The organism is Shewanella sp. SM74 (genome assembly GCF_025653725.1).
GTDB lineage: Bacteria > Pseudomonadota > Gammaproteobacteria > Enterobacterales > Shewanellaceae > Shewanella > Shewanella oncorhynchi.
The window spans coordinates 21,891-42,427 of sequence record NZ_JAKKRZ010000012.1 but is presented as its reverse complement, the minus strand read 5'-3'; the positions used below and the strand labels follow the sequence as shown (position 1 = coordinate 42,427).

16 protein-coding genes and 1 pseudogene are annotated in these 20,537 nt (G+C 44.9%); 11 read left to right on the top strand and 6 right to left on the bottom strand.

Going from position 1 to position 20,537, the window contains the following annotated elements; genetic code table 11:
- Positions 1 to 62: 62 nt before the first annotated feature.
- Both L5M49_RS13535 and L5M49_RS13530 read right to left on the bottom strand, forming a co-directional pair.
- A complete protein-coding gene (locus L5M49_RS13535; protein WP_263266259.1) occupies positions 63 to 647 on the bottom strand; it encodes a peptidylprolyl isomerase in 585 nt (194 codons plus the stop codon).
- Positions 648 to 676: 29 nt separating this feature from the next.
- On the bottom strand, positions 677 to 1,243 hold the full coding sequence (locus L5M49_RS13530) for a YajG family lipoprotein (RefSeq protein WP_105250136.1): 567 nt from the start codon (positions 1,241 to 1,243) through the stop codon (positions 677 to 679).
- A 227-nt stretch (positions 1,244 to 1,470) separates the two neighbouring features.
- On the opposite strand from L5M49_RS13530, the pseudogene L5M49_RS25275 reads away from it, so the two are divergent.
- From L5M49_RS25275 to L5M49_RS13480, 9 genes and pseudogenes are all read left to right on the top strand, one after another.
- A pseudogene (locus L5M49_RS25275) lies at positions 1,471 to 1,995 on the top strand (porin family protein).
- A 215-nt stretch (positions 1,996 to 2,210) separates the two neighbouring features.
- Entirely contained in the window at positions 2,211 to 3,242 is a 1,032-nt protein-coding gene (locus tag L5M49_RS13515; RefSeq protein ID WP_263266257.1) for a DUF2804 domain-containing protein, read from the top strand.
- A 131-nt stretch (positions 3,243 to 3,373) separates the two neighbouring features.
- Complete coding sequence (locus tag L5M49_RS13510; RefSeq protein WP_263266256.1) at positions 3,374 to 4,240, top strand: sterol desaturase family protein; 867 nt, start codon at positions 3,374 to 3,376, stop codon at positions 4,238 to 4,240.
- A 169-nt stretch (positions 4,241 to 4,409) separates the two neighbouring features.
- Entirely contained in the window at positions 4,410 to 5,033 is a 624-nt protein-coding gene (locus L5M49_RS13505; RefSeq protein ID WP_006080282.1) for a hypothetical protein, read from the top strand.
- 198 nt (positions 5,034 to 5,231) lie between these two features.
- Positions 5,232 to 6,626 carry a UDP-N-acetylmuramate:L-alanyl-gamma-D-glutamyl-meso-diaminopimelate ligase gene (gene mpl / locus L5M49_RS13500; RefSeq protein WP_263266255.1) on the top strand — a complete coding sequence of 465 codons (1,395 nt, stop codon included), beginning with the start codon at positions 5,232 to 5,234 and terminating at the stop codon, positions 6,624 to 6,626.
- A gap of 1 nt (position 6,627) precedes the next feature.
- On the top strand, positions 6,628 to 7,287 hold the full coding sequence (locus tag L5M49_RS13495) for a flavin prenyltransferase UbiX (RefSeq protein ID WP_028761725.1): 660 nt from the start codon (positions 6,628 to 6,630) through the stop codon (positions 7,285 to 7,287).
- Between the two features lie 7 nt (positions 7,288 to 7,294).
- Positions 7,295 to 7,825 (top strand): hypoxanthine phosphoribosyltransferase, encoded by a 531-nt coding sequence (hpt, locus tag L5M49_RS13490; protein WP_028761726.1) that lies wholly within the window; start codon positions 7,295 to 7,297, stop codon positions 7,823 to 7,825.
- A gap of 207 nt (positions 7,826 to 8,032) precedes the next feature.
- Complete coding sequence (locus L5M49_RS13485) at positions 8,033 to 8,971, top strand: ABC transporter ATP-binding protein (protein WP_219254477.1); 939 nt, start codon at positions 8,033 to 8,035, stop codon at positions 8,969 to 8,971.
- Positions 8,968 to 9,738 (top strand): ABC transporter permease, encoded by a 771-nt coding sequence (locus tag L5M49_RS13480; protein WP_006080287.1) that lies wholly within the window; start codon positions 8,968 to 8,970, stop codon positions 9,736 to 9,738. Before L5M49_RS13485 ends, L5M49_RS13480 begins: the two co-directional genes overlap by 4 nt.
- A gap of 68 nt (positions 9,739 to 9,806) precedes the next feature.
- On the opposite strand, the gene L5M49_RS13475 is transcribed toward L5M49_RS13480, so the two are convergent.
- The 3 genes from L5M49_RS13475 to rluA form a co-directional block, all read right to left on the bottom strand.
- A complete protein-coding gene (locus L5M49_RS13475) occupies positions 9,807 to 13,670 on the bottom strand; it encodes a S8 family serine peptidase (protein ID WP_263266254.1) in 3,864 nt (1,287 codons plus the stop codon).
- A 206-nt stretch (positions 13,671 to 13,876) separates the two neighbouring features.
- On the bottom strand, positions 13,877 to 14,338 hold the full coding sequence (asnC, locus tag L5M49_RS13470) for a transcriptional regulator AsnC (RefSeq protein WP_006080290.1): 462 nt from the start codon (positions 14,336 to 14,338) through the stop codon (positions 13,877 to 13,879).
- A gap of 95 nt (positions 14,339 to 14,433) precedes the next feature.
- Positions 14,434 to 15,111 (bottom strand): bifunctional tRNA pseudouridine(32) synthase/23S rRNA pseudouridine(746) synthase RluA, encoded by a 678-nt coding sequence (gene rluA / locus L5M49_RS13465; RefSeq protein ID WP_263266253.1) that lies wholly within the window; start codon positions 15,109 to 15,111, stop codon positions 14,434 to 14,436.
- Between the two features lie 203 nt (positions 15,112 to 15,314).
- On the opposite strand from rluA, the gene L5M49_RS13460 reads away from it, so the two are divergent.
- On the top strand, positions 15,315 to 17,231 hold the full coding sequence (locus tag L5M49_RS13460; RefSeq protein WP_173497295.1) for a peptidase U32 family protein: 1,917 nt from the start codon (positions 15,315 to 15,317) through the stop codon (positions 17,229 to 17,231).
- Positions 17,232 to 17,431: 200 nt separating this feature from the next.
- The gene (locus L5M49_RS13455; RefSeq protein WP_105250128.1) at positions 17,432 to 17,806 is read left to right on the top strand and encodes a PH domain-containing protein; all 375 of its coding nucleotides are present in this window, start codon (positions 17,432 to 17,434) and stop codon (positions 17,804 to 17,806) included.
- A gap of 159 nt (positions 17,807 to 17,965) precedes the next feature.
- Here L5M49_RS13455 and L5M49_RS13450 read toward each other — a convergent pair whose 3' ends face one another.
- Entirely contained in the window at positions 17,966 to 20,362 is a 2,397-nt protein-coding gene (locus L5M49_RS13450) for a toxin-antitoxin system YwqK family antitoxin (protein ID WP_263266252.1), read from the bottom strand.
- Positions 20,363 to 20,537: the final 175 nt, after the last annotated feature.

The following is a 20,537-nucleotide window of genomic DNA, read 5'->3' as shown; positions in this document are numbered from 1 at the left end:
TTTCTGTTTACTATCACAGTATAGATGCAAAATTAGCGCTTTTGCTCGAAATTATATTTTGATTACTGTTTTGGTAATAATTTGGTTTTTTTCAATATGATAGGGGTAACAGGAACATCGGGCCAATTGAGCTTAGTGTTAGTCCCTGTCTCAACGACAGCCATAGCTTCGAGGACGGTTTTACCTTCAATCACTTCACCAAATACGGCATAACCCCAACGACGTTTAGAGGGGTCGAGCTTAGTGTTGTCGGCTACGTTAAAGTAGAACTGACGAGTGGCTGAGTGCGGCTCGTTTTCACGTGCCATGGCGATAGTGCCCATGCTATTTGTTAGGCCATTTCCTGATTCGTTGACTATCGGCTTACCCTCGGGGAGCTCTTCATACTTGGGGGTGAGTCCGCCGCCTTGCACCACAAAGTCACTGATCACGCGGTGAAATATTGTGTTGTCGTATTCGCCTTTAACGACATGAGTTAAAAAGTTATCGACAGTGATTGGTGCACGAGTTCTATCTAGCTCGACCACTATTTTGCCTAAGCTAGTATCAAATTCGACTCTGGGATACAAGGTATCGGCCTGAATGTCGAGTGCGAGGCTATGATGACTCATAAAGATGAGTAAGAGGGCTGATATCCAACGGAGCATATTGATTTCCTTATAATAAACTGACGCTGTTATTTTTGTAGAAACTGATTAAGCTCAGGATCGTTTAGAATCTCGCCGGTAAGTTGGCCGAGCAATTTGTTCATATCCAGTTCTAAGGTTGCAAAATCGGGCGTTAAAGGACCTTTTAAAGTGCCTTTGGCTTTATAGCGTTTTACCAGCTCTTGGGTGGAATTTTTGGCTTGAACTGCGATTAACACACTGTGTTTTGCCTCATAGCCAAAGGTCTTTTTAGTGATATCCATTTGCAATTCTTCTAATTGAATTTGCACTGAATTAGTTGCGCTTGGGTCGATTTGGTAGCCCGCTTGAGCAAAACCTGCGCGGAATACTTCATCGAGTAACAGTTTAGGCGGTTCGCTCGGGCCAACTAAACGTGTTTTTGTCCCTTCTTCAATAAAACGAGCAACATAATCGACTGTGCGTGTATCTACCGTTTCAAGAGCGATAGGTACAAGTTGCGCCGTTTGTTGGCTGATATTGGGCACTTGAGGGCTGAAAGCCATATGAGTCGGATTTTGGCTGGCACAGCCCGCGAACAGCAGGGGGAAAGTCAAGGTCAGTAATAGCCGTTTCATGGGATCTCTCGTACAAGTAAAAGTGGCTACAGCATACCAGAAATCACTTTTGATGCCACAGAACACCGTGATTCAGTTGAGGTACAGCTTTTATTGCTAATATCTTGTGCTCATTATTCACATCCGTGTTTTCTGTGCATTCACATCATTTATTCGCATAGTTACAAGGCATGGAAGGCAGGTTAAATATGGAAAAAATATCATTCACTTCGTTATTTGTTGGCCTGATGCTGGCGTCAGGCATGATGAGCTCCAATGCGCTCGCGGGCGATTCTGCCCATATACTGGGTGGTAGTTTAGGTTACGGTACCCAAGAATTTGAAACTAAGAACGGTAAATATGATGCGGGTGACACCTTAACCAGCGACTTATATTACCGCTATATGCTCAACGAGCATTTTGGGTTTGAGGCGGGTTATTTAGCGGGTTCAGGTGGGGTGGCGAGTGCGCTTGTTAGCGTCATCAGTGAGATAAAAGATTTACGTTACTAAGGTGTTAGAACTGCCGCTTACGGTGAGTATGCTTTGTCTCGTGGTAACAGCCTGTATGCCAAATTAGGCGCTGCTTACACTCAAGTCAGCTATGAGATAGATAAACAAGATATGGACTCAGATGATGTCGGTTTTTATGGCGCTGCAGGCTGGCAATATCGATTTAAGTCAGGATTCGGTTTGAATTTGGAATACCAATATATCCCGATGAAAGAGCTTGAATTACAGGGGATCAACTTTGGTATTAGCTACCGATTCTAATCTTTCCTTATCCAACGATTAAAGCGCCTTTAGGCGCTTTAATCGTTTTACAAACAAGGAATTTAAAACATTAAACCGAATACTGGCTGGCAACAAAATGACAACATTTTATCCTTGCACTCTTTTAATGCAATGGGGGACAGGTTAGAGTAAAAATTCGATGTTTAGAATGAGAGAGCATAGATGCTCCCGCGTCCTTTTTGTAAGGCTTAGTCATGTTAACGATAGCAACGCAAATCGCCCCAGATAGCCTGATCAATCCGAAGGGGTTACCCCATTTCGGTCATTTCGATGGCATAGTCAAAACCTTAGGTTTAGCGGACTTTGCCTATTTCGATACTATGGATAAACCTGCTTCAGCGTGGGCTAAGCATTTCGATTATAAACAATTTCAGTTTGTCTCTTTGGTCACGCCGCGTTATGTCCTAGGCATCGCGCTTGCCGATATTGCCTACGTCGGCAGTGCTTTTTGTTATTTATACGACATAAAAACCAACACACTCATCCAGCTTGATTGGTTAAAACCTTTGAGGTTTGGCTATCAGATGACGCCATCGCCCGCCGAGGGCCGAAGTAGTATTGGCCGTAAAGGGGCGCAGTTAAGCTTTGAGATTGTAGAGGGCGGTTGGCGGTTAGTGATTGATACTAAAAATATTCAAGCCGATGTGACTTTACACTCAGCCCCCTTAAGTTTGCCTATGGCTATGTGTAGTCCTACTGGATACAACGGCTGGACTTACACACAAAAGCATAATGGTTTGACCGTTAAAGGTAGTTTGACTGTGGGTCATGAGCCGCAGCCGCTGAATCAAGCTTTAGCAGGCTATGACTTTTCAGCGGGTTACATGCGCCGTGATACCAGTTGGCGCTGGGCGTCGATCAACGCGCGGATCCATGAGGGCATAATGGGGCTTAATTTAGCGGCGGGTGTCAATGAAACTGGCGCTACTGAAAATGTCTTCTGGATTAATGGCGAGCGTCATTTACTCGGACCAGTGCAATTTGAGTTTGATCGCCATGCCACGCTCGGCGCCGAGGTTTGGCGAGTCCACAGTCAAAATGGCCAAGTGGATTTGCAGTTTGCGGCGCGCAATTGTCGCAGTGAAAAGCGTAATTTGCTCTTGCTTAAGAGTAATTTCCGCCAATTCATCGGTCATTTCAGTGGCACGATTACCGATAATCAAGGGCACAGTTACCAGTTAAATAATGTTCTAGGACTCGCCGAAGATCATTATGCCCGTTGGTAGCTAACGGCGACTAACGGACCGCAGCTGCCTACGTTGTGGCGTTGAATGCGGTTTATAGAATGTAGTCAGAATTTTTATAAAAGTAACAATAAAAATAACCATAAAATAAAAATAGAACAGGATGATCTTATATGGATATCGCCTCGCTGATCCAGCACCCAGAGCTGTTACTGCTAGTGCTCGCACCTTTGTTTTTCGTGTGTATTTTGCTGGAATGGTACTTTGGCGATAAAAGACAAAGGCTACCGTTAAGTGCACGTTATCGCGGCCAAGAAGTGCTGTGTAATTTCAGCCTCGCGGCCATGCATCAAGGTGCTGATTTACTCACTGGTTTGCTGATCGATAAGCTGTATTTGGCGATGTTTGGTTGGAAGTTATTCGATATTGAAATGGGCCCATTGAGCTTTATTGCCTTGATGGTTGCGCAGGACTTTTGTTATTACTGGTTCCACAGGGCGAGCCACAGAGTCCGCTGGATGTGGGCGGCTCACGTGGTGCACCATAGCTCTGAGAATATGAATTTTAGCACTGCGTTTCGTCAGAGTTTAATGTATCCCTTTGCAGGCATGTGGGTATTTTGGTTACCGCTGGTGGTCATAGGTTTCGATCCAAACTGGGTGGTGTTTGTGGTATTACTCAATCTGGGATTGCAATTTTTTGTGCATACCCAAGCGATTAAATCACTCGGACCGCTGGAATGGGTCTTCAATACACCGTCACATCACAGGGTGCACCACGGTCGTAATCCTCAATATATAGATAAAAACTATGCGGGCGTGCTGATTATTTGGGACAAGCTGTTTGGTACCTTTGAGCCCGAAGTGGAGACTGTGATTTACGGCATCACTAAGCCAGTGAATAGTTTTAATCCCTTTAAAGTGACTTTTAGTGAATGGCGAGACATGTTTGCAGAGGTCACAGCGACAGGATTGAGTGTTAAACAACGACTGCGTATCTTGTTTGCTCCACCTTCCAGCAGTTTAAAAAGCGAGGAATAACAATCCACTGCATTTTCCAAGTTAAATAGCGCAAATGGCTAATAGTGTCTTGAATTTAGCCTTGCTAGCCTATATTCCGTTTTTTGCCACTGTTTTGGTGTAAAAATGTACAATCCCATACTTTGGTGGTACTTTTTGGGGGAAGGAATTTAACTCGGGAGGACTTATCATGATGGATGAACCTCGATTATCCGCGGAGGAGCTTGCTTGTTTTAGCGAACTTTTTTCGCCGACTCGTGTGGGCACCGCCTTGACTAACGATCCCCTAGTCAATCACGTGCTCACAGTCACAACTGAAGTGCCGCAAGTTATCGCTTCGATTCTCGGTAAGGCAAAACTCACTCTATTGGCCGAAGTCGGGCCCTATAAACTCTGGTTTCCACTACTGATGAAAGTGGATGACTTTGGACAGTTTCAACCCACTTTAGGTGTGCCTGAAGTGCTAGATGCCTCGGGAGTGGAGCGCAGTTGGCGGTTAACCCAGGCCGATGATGTGTGGATATTCGACCACGATCAAGGTGAGCAATGGTCTGTTGCCTCGTTATCCAGTTCTGGCATGGCCATCCGTGCTAAATCACAGCAGCAATTTAAGCAATTGTTAGGCAGTAAAGATCTGCAATTACAACTGCCCAATGGCGAGACTATGCGCGTCGATATCGAGCCTATTCGTAGCGAGAAAGGTCTGGCCTTCGTTAAGTTTCAGGCTGAAACCGAAGAGCGCGAAGCGTTACGTCAATTCTTATTTAGTCGGCACCGTAGCCAGCACGCTCAGCTCTACCGTGACTTACGTTAGTACCTGCATTGCGACAGTTTTCGGCCTTGTGTTAGTTGACCTGTTATCTAAAAATCTCAGTTCTGCAGTTCAAATGTGAAATCTACTGATTTTGAAACTGTCATTTGTGATTGCTGTGCTTTTCCCTGATTGTTACCTGCCAATCTGTCGCCCGATGGATTAGAATGGCGGTGAATTCAACACATCAGAGCGAGCGGTATGCACGTACATATTTTAGGGATTTGTGGAACCTTCATGGGTGGTCTAGCGTTATTGGCTAGGGCAAAAGGGCACAGAGTGACGGGCTCGGATGCCAATGTCTATCCTCCAATGAGCACGCAACTAGAGGACCAAGGCATTGAGCTTATTCAAGGTTTTGATCCTAGCCAGCTGGGTGAAGCTGGGCACTATCCTGACTTAGTTGTCATTGGTAATGCCATGAGCCGGGGTAATCCTTGTGTGGAAGCTGTGTTGAACATTGGCATCCCTTATACCTCTGGCCCGCAGTTTTTAGCCGATCATATTTTGCCAGAGCGTTGGGTGCTGGCAGTGTCTGGCACTCACGGTAAAACCTCGACATCTAGCATGTTAGCCTGGATTTTAGATGATTGTGGTTATGAGCCTGGGTTCTTAATCGGTGGCGTACCGCAAAACTTTGGTGTGTCGGCACGTTTAGGTAAGACCGCTTTCTTTGTGGTTGAGGCCGACGAATACGACAGTGCCTTCTTCGATAAACGTTCGAAATTCGTGCATTATCATCCGCGTACCTTAGTGATCAACAATCTTGAGTTCGATCATGCCGATATTTTTGCCGATCTGGCTGCGATTCAAAAACAGTTTAACCACTTAGTTCGCACCGTTCCTGGTGAAGGCAAGATCATTTGGCCCGCCGATTCCCATGCCGTTAAGCAAACGATTGATATGGGTTGTTGGAGTGAGCAAGAAACCTATCATTTAACCGAATCGACCAGCGGTTGGTATGGCAAAGCGTTAAGTGATGATTGCCATCGCTTTGAAGTATTTTTTGATGGCGAATCTCAAGGCATTCTCGAATGGGATTTGATTGGTCAACACAATATTGAAAACGCCATGATGGCTATTGCTGCCGCACGCCACGTGGGCGTTAAGCCGAGTGCTGCAATTGAAGCTTTAGCTAAGTTTATGCCACCTAAGCGTCGACTCGAATTACTCGGAACCGTTAACGGTGTGAGCGTATATGACGATTTTGCCCACCATCCGACGGCCATTGCGACCACGTTAAAAGGCATGCGGGCTAAGGTTGGGCAGAGCAAGATTACTGTGGTACTCGAGCCGCGCTCAAATACCATGAAGAGCGGTGTCCATAAAGACACCTTAGCTTTTTCTATGATGCAAGCCGACGAAGCCTTTTTATATCAAGCCGATACCATCGACTGGAATATGAAAGAAGCTATGGAAGCGGCGGTGATCCCTGTGACTGTGTTACATCAAATTGATGATGTGGTCGCGAAAGTCGCAGCAACCGCCAAAGCAGGCGACACCATAGTGGTGATGAGTAACGGTGGTTTTGGTGGGTTACATAAGAAGCTGCTGGCCGCATTAGAACAGGCTTCAACTGTAGAGCAGGTTAGCTAAGATGGCCTACGCAAAGTCGACTAAGGCGATTAGCTTAGCTTGGACGGGCGCCTCGGGTGCTCCCTATGGGCTTAAGTTACTCGAGTGTCTGTTGGTATCGGGATATCAAGTGTTTTTGATGATCTCTAGTGCCGCTCGAGTGGTATTGGCGACGGAACACGGCTTACAGTTAAGCGCCAACAGTGACAAAGCCCATGCCCAGCTGTTGGCTTTGCTGCACGAAAAAGGCGTGATTATTGCTGGCGAGTTAGTGGTATTAGGCAAAGATGAGTGGTTTTCACCGCCTGCATCGGGTAGCGCTGCACCTAAACAAATGGTGATTTGTCCTTGCTCAACGGGGACGTTAGCGGCAGTTGCTACCGGAATGAGTAATAATTTACTCGAACGCGCCGCCGATGTGGTGATTAAAGAGCGCGGCCAACTTATCCTAGTACCGAGGGAAACTCCTTTTAGTGCCATACACTTAGAGCATATGTTAAGCCTTTCTCGCCTTGGCGCGACCATTATGCCCGCTGCACCCGGCTTTTATCACAATCCCAAATCGGTAGAAGATCTGGTAGACTTCATGGTCGCTCGAATTCTCGATCATTTGGGCGTTGACCATGCATTAACGAGTCGCTGGGGTTATGACAAACAGTCTAACCGCGACCTCGACAATTGAGACTTATATGAAACACACCACCGAAGTGATGATCTCTGCTGAAGAGATAAGCCAGAAATTGGATCAAATGGCCGAGCTAATCAATGCCCATTATGCCCACAGTGAACGTCTGCTGATGGTAGGCTTGTTAAAAGGCTCTGTGGTCTTTATGGCTGACCTGTGTCGCCGCATTAAAGGCCATGTTGAAATCGATTTTATGTCGGTTTCCAGTTATGGCAATACTATGACCAGCTCACGGGATGTGAAAGTGCTGAAAGATGTGCAATCAGATATCGCCGGTCGCGATGTGCTGATTGTGGAAGACTTGATTGACTCAGGTAATACGTTAAGTAAAGTGCGCGAAATGCTGTTGTTGCGCGAGCCTAAGAGTCTTGCGCTGTGCACCCTGTTGGATAAACCTGAGCGTCGTGAAGTGGATGTGAAGGTCGATTTTATCGGTTTTACTATCCCTGATGAGTTTATCGTAGGTTATGGTATTGATTATGCCGAGCAGTATCGCAATCTACCTTATATCGCCAAAGTCGTGCCACTCGATTAAGTGTCCGATATCGTTTAAAACTCCCGCAACAGGCGGGAGTTTTGCTTTTTACGGCTATATAAAAAATAGTATAAATAATTGAATCATTAAAGATTGGTTTTTCAATCAATTAGCTATTTTTTTTGCGTTAGTTCTGCAACCCATCATTGTAATTGTGTTTTTTAGCACCATCTTATTACTTTCTAATGTGTAAGGATCGGTACAAATATGGCGAATATTACCCATGCTCTGGTACTCGAAGGGCTTAAAAAAACCTATAAAGGCGGCGTCGAAGCGGTCAAAGGCATCAGCCTTACCGTCAATCAAGGGGATTTCTTTGCCTTGCTCGGCCCCAATGGTGCGGGTAAATCCACCACGATTGGTATTATTAGCTCCTTAGTGCAGAAGAGTTCTGGTACGGTCAAAGTCTTTGATTATGATATTGATAAGCAGCTAGAACACGCCAAGCTCTGCATTGGTTTAGTACCACAAGAGTTTAACTTCAACCAGTTTGAAACCGTGCTGCAAATTGTGGTGAATCAAGCGGGTTACTATGGTGTGCCAAAACCTATCGCCCTTGAGCGTGCCCAAAAATACTTAAGCCAACTGGATCTGTGGGAAAAGCGCAATAGCCCTTCGCGGGAATTATCCGGCGGCATGAAGCGACGGTTAATGATTGCGCGCGCTCTGATGCACGAACCTAAATTATTGATTTTAGATGAACCTACCGCAGGTGTGGATATTGAACTGCGCCGCTCTATGTGGGAGTTTCTCAAACAAATTAACCAGCAGGGCGTGACGATCATCCTGACCACTCATTACCTTGAAGAAGCGGAAATGCTTTGCCGTAATATTGGCATTATCGATAAAGGTATTTTAGTGGAATGCACTAGCATGAAGGCGTTGCTGAGTAAGCTGAATATGGAGACTTTTATTCTCGATCTTCGTCGCGATACTGAAACGGCTCCCGTGCTCGATGGCATGGCTTGTCGCTTAACCGACTCTCATACCTTAGAGGTGGATGTAGCGAAAGAGCATAATCTTAACGATGTCTTTAGCCAATTGAGCGCAGCTAATATTGAAGTGCTATCGATGCGTAACAAGTCTAATCGGTTAGAAGAACTCTTCGTCGAACTCGTGAAGAAAACTCAGGGAGCCTCAGCATGAATCAGCTCTACTTTATTGCCTTTAAAAGTATTTTAAGTAAAGAGATTAATCGTTTTACGCGAATTTGGATCCAGACCTTAGTCCCGCCAGCGATTACCATGACCTTGTATTTTTTGATTTTTGGTAACTTAGTCGGCAGCCGGATTGGAGAAATGGGCGGCGTATCTTATATGGAGTTTATCGCCCCTGGTTTGATCATGATGTCGGTGATCACTAACTCTTACTCGAATGTCGCTAGCTCATTTTACAGTGCCAAGTTTCAACGTAATTTAGAAGAGTTGATGGTGGCACCTGTGCCCCATTATGTGCTGATTGCTGGCTACGTAGGTGGCGGCGTGGCGCGCGGTTTGTGTGTTGGCCTGATAGTGACGTTAGTGGCCATGTTCTTTGTCGACATTAGCTTACATCATGCAGGTTTAGTGGTGATGACAGTGTTTTTAACTTCAGTGTTATTTTCATTGGGTGGCTTAATTAACGCTGTTTTTGCTAAAAGCTTCGACGACATTAGTATCATCCCCACCTTTGTGCTTACCCCATTAACTTACCTTGGCGGCGTATTTTACTCCCTGTCACTCTTGCCCCCATTTTGGCAAGGCGTGTCGGCACTTAACCCTGTGGTCTATATGATCAACGTGTTCCGCTACGGCTTTTTAGGCTTCGCCGATATCAGCGTGCCATTATCCATTGCCATTATGATCGGTTTCTGCGTCGCACTTTGGACCTTAGCGTATTACTTAGTCTCGCGCGGAATAGGCCTGCGTTCCTAGACATATTTCTTTAGAGCGTAATAGAAAAAGGGAGCCATTAAGGCTCCCTTTTTACTGTCAACAACTCGTTACTTCATACGACGACGCATTGCCGCCAGTGGTAACAATAAGGCGGTTAGCCAACCGAGTGAACCTCCTCCATTGTCTGTATTTTTATTTGGTGCAGCAACCGCAGTCACTTCACCAGTATTACTGTTTAATGTGCCATCATTCGCAATAACAGTAAATGTATAGGTTCCCTGCTCTTTTGGGGTAAAGCTAATATTTTTTGCTGCAGGATCAAAAGTCACTGTAGGACCTGATGTCTGTGTCCAAATATAGGTGAGTGCATCGCCATCGACATCTTTAGCATTTGACATGACGGTGATTTTTTGGCCTGTAGGCAAGGTTTCTCCTGTTGGGGCGACAGTTGGTGCATCATTGACATTAGCAACTGTCACAGTCACTTTAGTCGCTTTTGATACGTTGCCATCGGCATCTTCGACGCTGTAAGTGAAGCTATCGGTGCCAAAGAAGTCTTTCTTAGGCTGATAAGTCGCAATGCCAGCTTCACTGATAGTGACAGCACCATTGGCAGGTGCGTCTACTACAGTTGCTTTAGACAATGTACCTACAGGAGCAATATCCAAAACACGCTGTGCATTGGCGGTTATGCCATTGCCTGTGATTGATGCGCGAGCAACTTTTTGATCTGGATTGATATCATTTGCGAGCAAATCAATTTCTATTGAGGTTTCTTCTGTAGCTTCTGCCATATCGCCAGTGCCAAAGGAGAATTCTGTCGCTTTAGCCAGATAGTCGATAGTAACATTACCTGCCGTTGTGTTTTTCAGCGTCAATGTATTACCTGTTACAACCGAATCACCTTCACCATTAAAGTGGTAAGTTGTTCCAATTGTTCCGCCTATATTTTCAGCGCCGATAGTGACGTTTGAAGGCATATTTGGAATATTTATGTAATTGAATACAACCTCTTCAGTATCACCTGTTTTAATCCAAATGCTAAACGTATAAGGTGTATTTGATGTATCACCATAGAGTTGGCCTTTATTCCACTCTAAAGCTAACCATTTAACTCCATCATCATCTGTGAATACACCAACGGCTAAGTCACCACCGCCAGTATCGCCAGCAGATTTATCTGATAAATCAAAATCTGACCAGAAGGGCGCTAAAATGTTATTTGGGTTGCTGCCATCAGGTAGCTTTTTGTTCGCAAATGTACCACTTGCACTTCCACCTCCAACAATCGCTAGACCATTGTCAGACATAGTGATGCTGGAATAGCTAACCCCATTGTATTTAAAGCTAGGCACAGTAAAGGTGAACGCTTGTTCATCACAACCTTCTGGACAAGTAATTGGTTTGACCCCTAGACTCACTATGCTTGGGAAACCAGCAGAGCCCTTAGTTGTCGTCATTTTAGGAAGATTAAGTGATCCAACCCAAGTAATGTTGCCTATATCTTCGTTGATTTGTAAACCATTTTGCGTCGCGCCAGCTAAGCTAACTTTTACATCATCTTTCGATGTTAGTTTCGTGCCTTCTGGTGCTTGCGCTGTAATAGTCACTGTACTGTCAAATGAGTTATTGTTAATCACAACTGATATTGGAATCGCATCGGTTGCGTTAAGTTCGGTTTTCTTGCTCATAGTCGAAATCAGTGAGGCATCACTTGACTCTTTAGCTAACACAGCCAAAGGTAAGTGAGCATCTTGCAGTCCTTCGGTGCTGCTTATCATTACATTACCAAAAATCCACTCACCATATTCTGCGAAAGTTGAGTCAACGGTTACAGTAAACATGGCAGAGGCTCCTGCGGCAAGTTCTAAGCTAGAAGGTGATACTGTTATACCTGTACTATCGGATGAAGTTGATAAGTTCCAAGATGTTTTTGCATCACTCTTGTTATATACCGTTCGAGTGAAAGTACATGGACCAACACAAGAGTCTGATGCGATTGATGGTTTGTCGAACGTTAATATAGCTTTGGCTGCAGCATCTAAATCCATGCGTCCAGCACCCATACCAAATGGTGTGGCTGGTGTTGTTGCATCATCATCTAAAATATCATCAAATTTAGCTGTTGATGTTAAAGCAGTTTTAATATCGTTTGCAGACCAATCTGGATGTAATTGACGCATCATAGCTGCAGCACCTGCTACGTGCGGGCTTGCCATACTGGTGCCAGAGATCATATTAAAGTCTTCACCACCATCATCAGGAGAAAAAGCTGACAGAATGTTGGTACCAGGTGCTGCAATATCCGGTTTAAGAATATTTTGGTTGCCATCAGGACCGCGTGAACTGGTGCTATTTAGGTTATCAGCAAGTTCAGAAACCATGATGCGTTTAGTTTTTGCAACTATCGTACCTGTTGTTGCAGCATCTCCCATGGCTTCAATTACGGCTAAACCTGCATCTTTCGTAATCATGACAGCAGGGAATGGTTCACCAGGCATAGACATAGTCGTTGGTGCACCTGCCGCATTGTTATAAACTACAAGGGCTTTAGCGCCTGCAGCTTTTGCGTTTGTGGCTTTTAATGAGAAGTTACATGTTCCGCGAGAAATCAATGCAATGCCATCTTTGAACGAATCCGCAGCAAAGGCATCACAACCATTGGCATTTTCAGCATCTAAATTAACGGCCGCAATCACTGGAGCGGTAATATCTTCTGAAAGCACTGCATCAGAACTTGGGATAGCAAGTAAATCATCACCACCGGTATTAAAGCTATTAGCGAAAAAACGCCCTGTTGTAGTGTTAGCAACAGTTATTCCTGATTCAATACAAGCAGGGCAGCCGATAGTTTGAGGACCATTACCATCGTTACCGGCAGCGCTAACTACAACAACACCCGCAGCTTCTGCAGCTTCAAACATGGTTTTGTATGGGCTGCTAGCTGGATCACTACCAGCACTCCCCCCCCATGAGTTGTTGATTACATCTGCACCATCATTAACAGCATGCTCTAAGGCTTCCATTAACATGATGTTAGAGCCGGTTCCGCCTGTGCAATCAGGCTTACTGTAAAGAGCCTTGTAGACCATAAGGTAAGCTGCTGGTGCTACACCAGATAGTTGAACGGGAATATCTTTATAAGTAGTTGATATCTTGTTACCGACAGCGGTACCTGCAACGTGAGTTCCGTGACCACCATAGCTAAGTGGACTCATGTATTCATTAGGACACACAGGTGATGTTGGCTGTGACCAACGCGCAACGATCAGCTTGTTGTTACAGAATGAAGCATCGACAGTCGAGCAGTAGTCATCCGATGGTCGACTACCGCTGGGTGCTGTGAAGCCTGCATCGGTAAACATGGGGTTTTCCGGACGAATGCCGCCATCAATAATAGCAACTTTCATTCCTTTGCCCGCATTAGCCATGCCGGAAACGGCTTCCCACATAGCCGGGGTATTAATCACTTGGTGTGATGCATCCATGCTAGTTTCATATATAGCCTCTGGGTATACAGCTTTCACTCCAGGCATTTTGGCTATTTTTTCAACGCTTAGTCCTTGGCCAACAACTGTTATACCGTTAAAAAGTGTTTGGAAATGACGTTCCACTTTTGCATTTGGCGCAATTTTAGCTAAATTGCTAGCAAAAGCGTTTTGCTCTTTAGCTAGGTGACTTGAATAGCTTTTGACATTAGTAGATTGAATATCTAGTTTTTCTTTTTTCGAATTTAAAGCTGTTGCTGCGAAGTTGCCGATGCCACCTCTATACTTAGCTAGTGCAGGAGATTCCATCTCAACAATAAAACGTTGTGGAGCATCGAGGTTAGTGGCTGATGTTTGCGGTTTAGTATATTTATCATGCGCGCTTATTTCTGGAGAGTAAGGTTTAAATGTAAATTCACTGTTAGCAATAGCTGCGCTTGAGAGTAGTGCAGCGGAGATAGCGATCGATAGTTTTGTCTTCACAACTTCTTCCTTGTCAATTAATGCTTTCAGCACTTTATTAAACGTGCCAGTAGCTGAATTGTTATAGTTTTTGCTGCACTCTTTGGTGTCAGCAATGAAGTTGTAACACAAAAGTATCGTATGGTTAACACTTTTGCGGTAAAAAAGATGTTAATCACACTTTGGTATTTGTTATGTTGTTTGTAGGTGTTTGCTGTTTTTCCTGTTTAAGGTTTAACCGCTCTGACGATTGGGTTTTGTAGGCTGATCAAGGTTTCTGTCGACTGGATTTCATCGATAGATTGAATGCGATTGATGAGCACGTGTTGCAAGCCGTCGATGGATTGGCACATGACCTTTACGAAAATGCTGTAGTTGCCTGTGGTGTAATAGGCTTCGACGACTTCTTCGAGAGCGTTGAGTTTGGCGATAGCGGCGGGGTAATCGCCAGCGCTTTTAAGGTTGATACCGATAAAACAGCAAACGTCATAGCCTAGGGCTTTAGGGTTTACCGTGATTTGCGCACCTGTAATGATCCCCGCTTGTTTCATCTTTTCTACCCGAACATGGATAGTGCCGGCGCTAACGCTAAAGCGTTTAGCGAGTTCGGCAAAGGGTGTGCGGGCATCCTGCATTAGGGCTTCGAGGATATGATTATCGAGTTGATCGCGCTGAAATGCGGTATCCATAAATAAACTCTCTATAACGTAGTGAATTGTCATAAAGTTACGTTTTTTTATGGGGAATTGCTACCGATTTTGCCCGTATTATTTGATTTTAGTGATCATTGTTCACCCAAAGGCTCACAAAAAGGGACTTTTGCGCTAAAAGTCATACTGACACCCGAGTAGGGATGTTTGATGGTGAGCTCTGCTGCATGTAGTAATAGTCGAGGCGCTAAGGATTTTGCCAGTGAGTCGGCATAAAAACCATCACCTAAGATCGGATGTCCTAGCGCCATCATATGCACCCGTAATTGGTGTGAGCGGCCTGTGATTGGCGTCAGTTTAACCAGCGTTGAGCGTTTGGCGCGGCTCATTACTTGGTAGTGAGTCAAAGACGGTTTGCCAACAAGATGATCGACTTTCTGTTTAGGGCGATTTGGCCAGTCGCAGATCAGTGGATAATCAACGCTGCCAGTGTCATTTTTGACATGGCCTGCAACCCTTGCAAAGTAGGTCTTGCTGGTTTCTCTATCGTGGAACTGACGTTTTAATTCCCGCTCGGCGCTACGGATAAGGGCGAGAACTATCACACCAGAGGTCGCCATATCGAGGCGATGGACGATTTGGCAATGTGGATGCTCTGCTTTTACCCGGGCATAGACACTGTCGTAATGGGCTGGGTCGCGACCGGGCACAGACAACAATCCTGAAGGTTTGTTGATGACGATAATGTCTTTATCTTGATAAAGAATATCGAGCCAAGGAGTGGTCGGTGGTTGGTAAATAAAATCAGTCATAAATAGTGCCTATTCGTCAATGCGGGGCAAAGATACTCTGCTCGGCTTGAGGGTGCAAGTGTGAGGCCCAAAGATCGGCTGTGCCATTATCCTCGCTGACAAAAGTAAAGCGGATTAGTTGATGATTTGCTGATAGAGCTGTATTTGAGTTTTTGTTATACTCCCGTCCTTTTCGTTAACGATCATTTTGAGTCTGTGAAGCCATGAGCCAGCCAGAGATATACACTCCCGAGAATCTTTCTCACGTCCATAACCGTCTTGAGTTATTGGCGCCTGCAAAAAATGCTGACTACGGTATCGAAGCCATACGCCATGGTGCCGATGCGGTATACATAGGTGGTCCTGCATTTGGTGCGCGGGCAACGGCGGGTAACAGTGTTGAAGATATCGCGCGCCTGTGTACTTATGCTCATCAATACCATGCTCAGGTATTCGTCGCCCTCAATACCATTTTGATGGATAACGAACTGGCCGACGCCGAAAAACTCATTTGGCAATTGTACGAAGCGGGTGCTGACGCGCTGATTGTGCAGGACATGGGTGTATTGCAGCTCAATTTGCCGCCGATTGCCCTGCATGCCAGTACTCAAATGGATAACCGCAGCCCAGAAAAAGTGGCGTTTTTAGAGCAAGTTGGTTTTTCTCAGGTGGTGCTTGCCCGTGAATTGGGCTTAAGCCAAATCCGTGATGTCGCCGCGCATACTAATATGCAGCTCGAATTCTTTATCCACGGTGCTTTGTGTGTGGCTTACAGTGGCTTATGTAATTTGAGTCATTCCTTTAGTAACCGCAGTGCTAACCGCGGTGAATGCTCGCAAATGTGCCGCCTGCCGGGCAATCTTAAAACACGTCAAGGCGATGTGTTAGCGCAGAACGAACATTTATTGTCTTTAAAAGACAATAACCAAACCGAAAACCTCGAAGCGCTCATCGATGCGGGTATTCGCTCGTTTAAGATTGAAGGTCGCCTAAAAGATTTAAGTTACGTTAAAAACGTCACCGCGCATTATCGCCAAAAGCTGGATGCGATTATGGCGCGTCGCCCTGAGTTTAAGGCTTCGTCCCACGGCCGCTGTGAACATTCTTTTATCCCCGATCCAGAAAAGACCTTTAACCGTGGCAGCACAGATTACTTTGTTAACGAACGTAGCCAAGGAATTAAAGATTTCCGCTCGCCCAAATACATAGGCGAAGAAGTCGGTAAAGTGGTCAGCATAGGTAAAGACTTTATCCAAGTGAGCTCTAGCCATGAGTTTAATAACGGCGATGGCTTAGCGTTTTTCCCCGCGAATTTTGCCATGGCAAAGCAGTCCGATGACAAGCTGCAAGGCCTGCGGGTTAACCGTGCCGAAGGGTTAAAACTGCATATATTGCAGGTGCCAAAGGATTTAAAAGTCGGCATGACTTTGTACCGTAACCATAACCAAGCCTTCGAAGCCCTGTTATCTAAAGAATCTTCTAAACGGATTATCGGCGTCGATTTACGGTTGAGCGACACCCAAGAAGGACTCGCACTGACATTGACGGATATCTATGGCCTAAGCGCCACAGTCAATTTAACGGTCGAGAAGACGCCTGCGACTGATGTCGATAAGACCTTACAAAATACCCGTACTCAGCTGGGTAAGCTCGGCAGTACCGACTTTGTTGCTCGTAGCATTAGTATCGATACGGCCCAAGCTTGGTTCTTGCCTGCGTCTGTGCTCAATGGTCTGCGCCGTGATGGTGTGGCCGCTCTAGAGGCTGCTCGTGTGCAAGGTTATGTGCGTCCATTGCCGTGGAAGCATAATCAAGATGCAGTCTATCCCGTCAAGCATTTGAGTTACTTAGGTAATGTTGCCAACGAAAAGGCTAAGGATTTTTATCAACGCCACGGCGTGATTGAAATTCAAGATACCTATGAGAAAAATGGCGTCACCGAAGACGTGCCATTGATGATCACTAAGCATTGCCTACGTTTTAACTTCAATCTGTGTCCGAAAGAAGTGCCAGGGATCAAGGCCGATCCTATGGTGCTTGAAATCGGCAATGATGTGCTCAAGTTGGTATTCGACTGCCCTAAATGCGAAATGATGGTGGTCGGTGAAAACCGTCAAGTGCGAGGCCAGAAGCACCTTTAATATTTGTCATTAGGAGCATTGCCCGAGTGCAATGCTCCTAGCACCTATTCAGCTACATCCATGCACCTACACTAGCCTACCTCTCATTGATGTTGCTCTCACCAGCGTCACTCTCATATTTTCATCAAAGCCTTATATTGCACATGCGGTAATGAGCAGATATCTTATTGAAAATAATATCAATAATAAGGGATGTTAAAATGGGATTGTTAGACGGTTTACTCGGTAATGCTGCTGAGGTTGATTTACAGGAATTAGCCGAGGAATTAAGGCCTATCATGGGCATTCAAGAAGAATTAAAACTCGCCTACAAAGTGATCCGCGATTTGTTTATTTTCACCAATAAACGCCTGATCTTAATTGATAAGCAGGGACTTACAGGCAAGAAGGTTACTTATCATTCCATACCGTATAAATCCATTACCCATTTTGAAGTGGAAACGACAGGCCATTTTGATATGGATGCCGAGCTTAAAATTTGGATCTCAGGCCAGAGTGAGCCTTTAGTAAAAGAGCTCAAGCGTGGTACGGATGTCGTGGGTATTCAAAAGACTATTGCCACTTTTGCACTTTAGTTTTTTTGCACTTTAGTTTTAGTGCTGCGACTTAGATTCATTTAGTGCTATCAAGCTTGGAATTGTTATCGCAAGCTAACGGTTAATGGGAGTAAGGTAAGCCAAGTTTTATCTGGGCTTACCTATCCTCGCTATCGAGTGTGATTCAAATCTGCTTGATTAATTTAACACTATCCTACTTGTGCTAGTGGAGTGCTCTATCGGTTCGCCCGCCATAGTATAGGTTTCGGAAAGCTTGAGTTTGCCTTGCTCATCGTATTGATTGTGAATGCCGACCCAGAATTGCTCCTGTCCCTGAATTTGTAAATTACCTTCTTCGGCAATCTGGCGATTGGGATGATAGCGTTTCATTGCATAAAGCTTGCTTTCATCATCAAATTTTAAGTGATAAGCCAATATGGGTTCTTGGGTGTGAGCGGTGACATCTGCTATTGTTTTATCTTCTCGCTGTTTTGTCGTGGTATTGCCATTGGGTGCGTGATACTTCTGACGAGATAAATATGCGTTATTGCTACTATTGCTAGCATGATGTTCGCTGTTATCCGAACGGTTATTTGGTCCGTTACTTTGCCCATCAGCATCGTCTTCATCATAGTCATAACTAGGATTTTCTGGGCTATCCCATTCAGGTTCTTCATCTTCCTGAGTTGCTATATTTTCATGAAAATCAAAGTAGTGACGGCTTTCTATCAGTTGGCCTTGTTCATCTAGCCAGGCTTCGCGGTACACTTGTCCTTGGGGCGTAAAACGTTGCCAATGGCCGATATCGAGGTAACGACCATTAGTAATTTGGATTGTGCCAGTTTCTAAAATTAAACCTTGAGGGGACAAGGATTTAGAGCTAAATAAATCCCCTTGCGTACGGGTGAGTAACCAGCGAATGGCACCACCTTCATAATATTCGATGCGAGTATCGGCAATACCTTCTTGATAGTATTCCCTTTGATTATTATCAAGATTATAGCCGCAGCGGGTATTCGAGTGACTCTGATAGGATTCGAGGATCCCTTTGTTATTATAAAAGCTGGACTCTTTGAGGTAGCCTTGGCCATCACGAACTTCATATTCAGAAATTGTACGTATCGTGCCATCTTCATAAAACCAGCGAGCAGTGCCATCACGGTTGCCCTGTGTGTGCGGTAAGTACATCTGAATTTGCTGGTTTTCGTGGTATTCAATAAAAGGGGCTACCGAGAGATTATTTTTATATTGGCCTTCGGCCGAAAGCACGCCACTTTTATAATAGCTTCTAAATAGACCTTCCCTGAGTCCCTTTTCAAGATAGATCTCAAGGGCGAGTTGACCATTGTCATGATACCAAAGGGCCATGCCTTGTTCTTTGCCATCCTCAAAATAGATTTTTTCTTCAATTTGGCCATTGGGATACCATTTTACATGTTCGCCATGTAATTGGCCTTCGGTATTGAAGGGTTCACGCCATGCAGGCTTACCTGAGTCGTAAAACTCTTCAATGACTTTACCCGTCACATCGTTACACACTTTTTGTTTAATTGCTCCATTGGGATGATACCAAACGGCTTCATATTCATAGCCTTGGTTGTAATATCTTTCAGCTTCTAGTGAACCATCAGGGTAATATTGTTTTTCAATTCCGTGGATAACATCTTGCACTAAGGGCCGGATCAGCTGTATTTGTCCAGATTCATAGTAGCGAGTTAACGTATTGATATAATAGCCATTGCTATCTTGTTCGGCGGTTTCTTTAAGCTGACCATTGCCATAAAAGTATTGAATAAATTGACCTTGGGGATGGCGATCTTCTATTTGATTGATCTTGCCCTCATGGTCGTACCACGTTTGTGTTCCAAGTTGCTGATCATTAATAAAGTTGCCTTCAAATAACAGGGTACCTAGGGCATTGAATTGGCGGGTCACACCATTACGTTCGCCAAAATAGTTTGAATCGACGGCTTGGGTAAGCCCTGGGCTTTGGGTGATGATTCTAAGTATACCCGCACCATCTTCAGTATTGAGTTGGTGAAAAGTGCGGTGCAGTTGGCCTGTTAGGCTGGCGTAATCTTGAATATCGCCTTGCACTATATTGTCAGCATCGAGGGTAAAGTGGCTTATCAATAATGTATCGAGATTGTTAAGCTCAACTTGCCACAACGCCTTTATTTGGCTGTTCTTTTTTGGGGTGATACTGCACACTTTTACCTTGTCGAGCCAAAAGTGCTGCTCGGGGAAAGGGAATTGATTGCTGATTTCGAGGCGGTCGAATTCGGTATGGTGGAAGTCGCAGCATTCATTGGCGTTTTCCCAGCCCAAGAGTTCTATGACTTGAGGCGTATCATACTGATAGAGAGTTAAGCCGTGGTCGGCATTTTCTTCGCAAGAAGTTGCGTCTGCCTTTGTCGCATGGATTTTTAAGCTGAAGTAGCGCTGGAATAGCGGTGCAGCGACTGACGGCTCCTGCGTTAAATCTTGTTCTTGGCTGAGTGTTTGTGATTCAGTTTGAAGATGAATGTCTTTTGGATCGCGGCTAGTTTGGTTTGAGGGAAATAACTTGGCTTTGAGTGCGCGAAACAACGACATTGGGGGAAATCTCCATATCCATATGTAAAACATTAAGCTTATCTGAGTGATACTCATGGCAACTGAGTATTTCTGTGCGCATATCATAGCGGTTTATGGATTCGTTTCTCAATGCTTGATTGCTCAAAATACCGTTTAATCAGAGTGGCACATTAATAAAAGCAGAGGAATAAAG

What these genes read in the sequence shown, in the direction of transcription:
- L5M49_RS13510 (WP_263266256.1), top strand. Translation starts at nt 3,374, where the DNA reads ATGGATATCGCCTCGCTGATCCAGCACCCAGAGCTGTTACTGCTAGTG.
- hpt (WP_028761726.1), top strand. Translation starts at nt 7,295, where the DNA reads ATGAAACACACCACCGAAGTGATGATCTCTGCTGAAGAGATAAGCCAG.
- L5M49_RS13480 (WP_006080287.1), top strand. Translation starts at nt 8,968, where the DNA reads ATGAATCAGCTCTACTTTATTGCCTTTAAAAGTATTTTAAGTAAAGAG.
- rluA (WP_263266253.1), bottom strand. Translation starts at nt 15,111, where the DNA reads ATGACTGATTTTATTTACCAACCACCGACCACTCCTTGGCTCGATATT.
- asnC (WP_006080290.1), bottom strand. Translation starts at nt 14,338, where the DNA reads ATGGATACCGCATTTCAGCGCGATCAACTCGATAATCATATCCTCGAA.
- L5M49_RS13515 (WP_263266257.1), top strand. Translation starts at nt 2,211, where the DNA reads ATGTTAACGATAGCAACGCAAATCGCCCCAGATAGCCTGATCAATCCG.
- mpl (WP_263266255.1), top strand. Translation starts at nt 5,232, where the DNA reads ATGCACGTACATATTTTAGGGATTTGTGGAACCTTCATGGGTGGTCTA.
- L5M49_RS13495 (WP_028761725.1), top strand. Translation starts at nt 6,628, where the DNA reads ATGGCCTACGCAAAGTCGACTAAGGCGATTAGCTTAGCTTGGACGGGC.
- L5M49_RS13505 (WP_006080282.1), top strand. Translation starts at nt 4,410, where the DNA reads ATGATGGATGAACCTCGATTATCCGCGGAGGAGCTTGCTTGTTTTAGC.
- L5M49_RS13485 (WP_219254477.1), top strand. Translation starts at nt 8,033, where the DNA reads ATGGCGAATATTACCCATGCTCTGGTACTCGAAGGGCTTAAAAAAACC.
- L5M49_RS13450 (WP_263266252.1), bottom strand. Translation starts at nt 20,362, where the DNA reads ATGTCGTTGTTTCGCGCACTCAAAGCCAAGTTATTTCCCTCAAACCAA.
- L5M49_RS13460 (WP_173497295.1), top strand. Translation starts at nt 15,315, where the DNA reads ATGAGCCAGCCAGAGATATACACTCCCGAGAATCTTTCTCACGTCCAT.
- L5M49_RS13530 (WP_105250136.1), bottom strand. Translation starts at nt 1,243, where the DNA reads ATGAAACGGCTATTACTGACCTTGACTTTCCCCCTGCTGTTCGCGGGC.
- L5M49_RS13535 (WP_263266259.1), bottom strand. Translation starts at nt 647, where the DNA reads ATGCTCCGTTGGATATCAGCCCTCTTACTCATCTTTATGAGTCATCAT.
- L5M49_RS13455 (WP_105250128.1), top strand. Translation starts at nt 17,432, where the DNA reads ATGGGATTGTTAGACGGTTTACTCGGTAATGCTGCTGAGGTTGATTTA.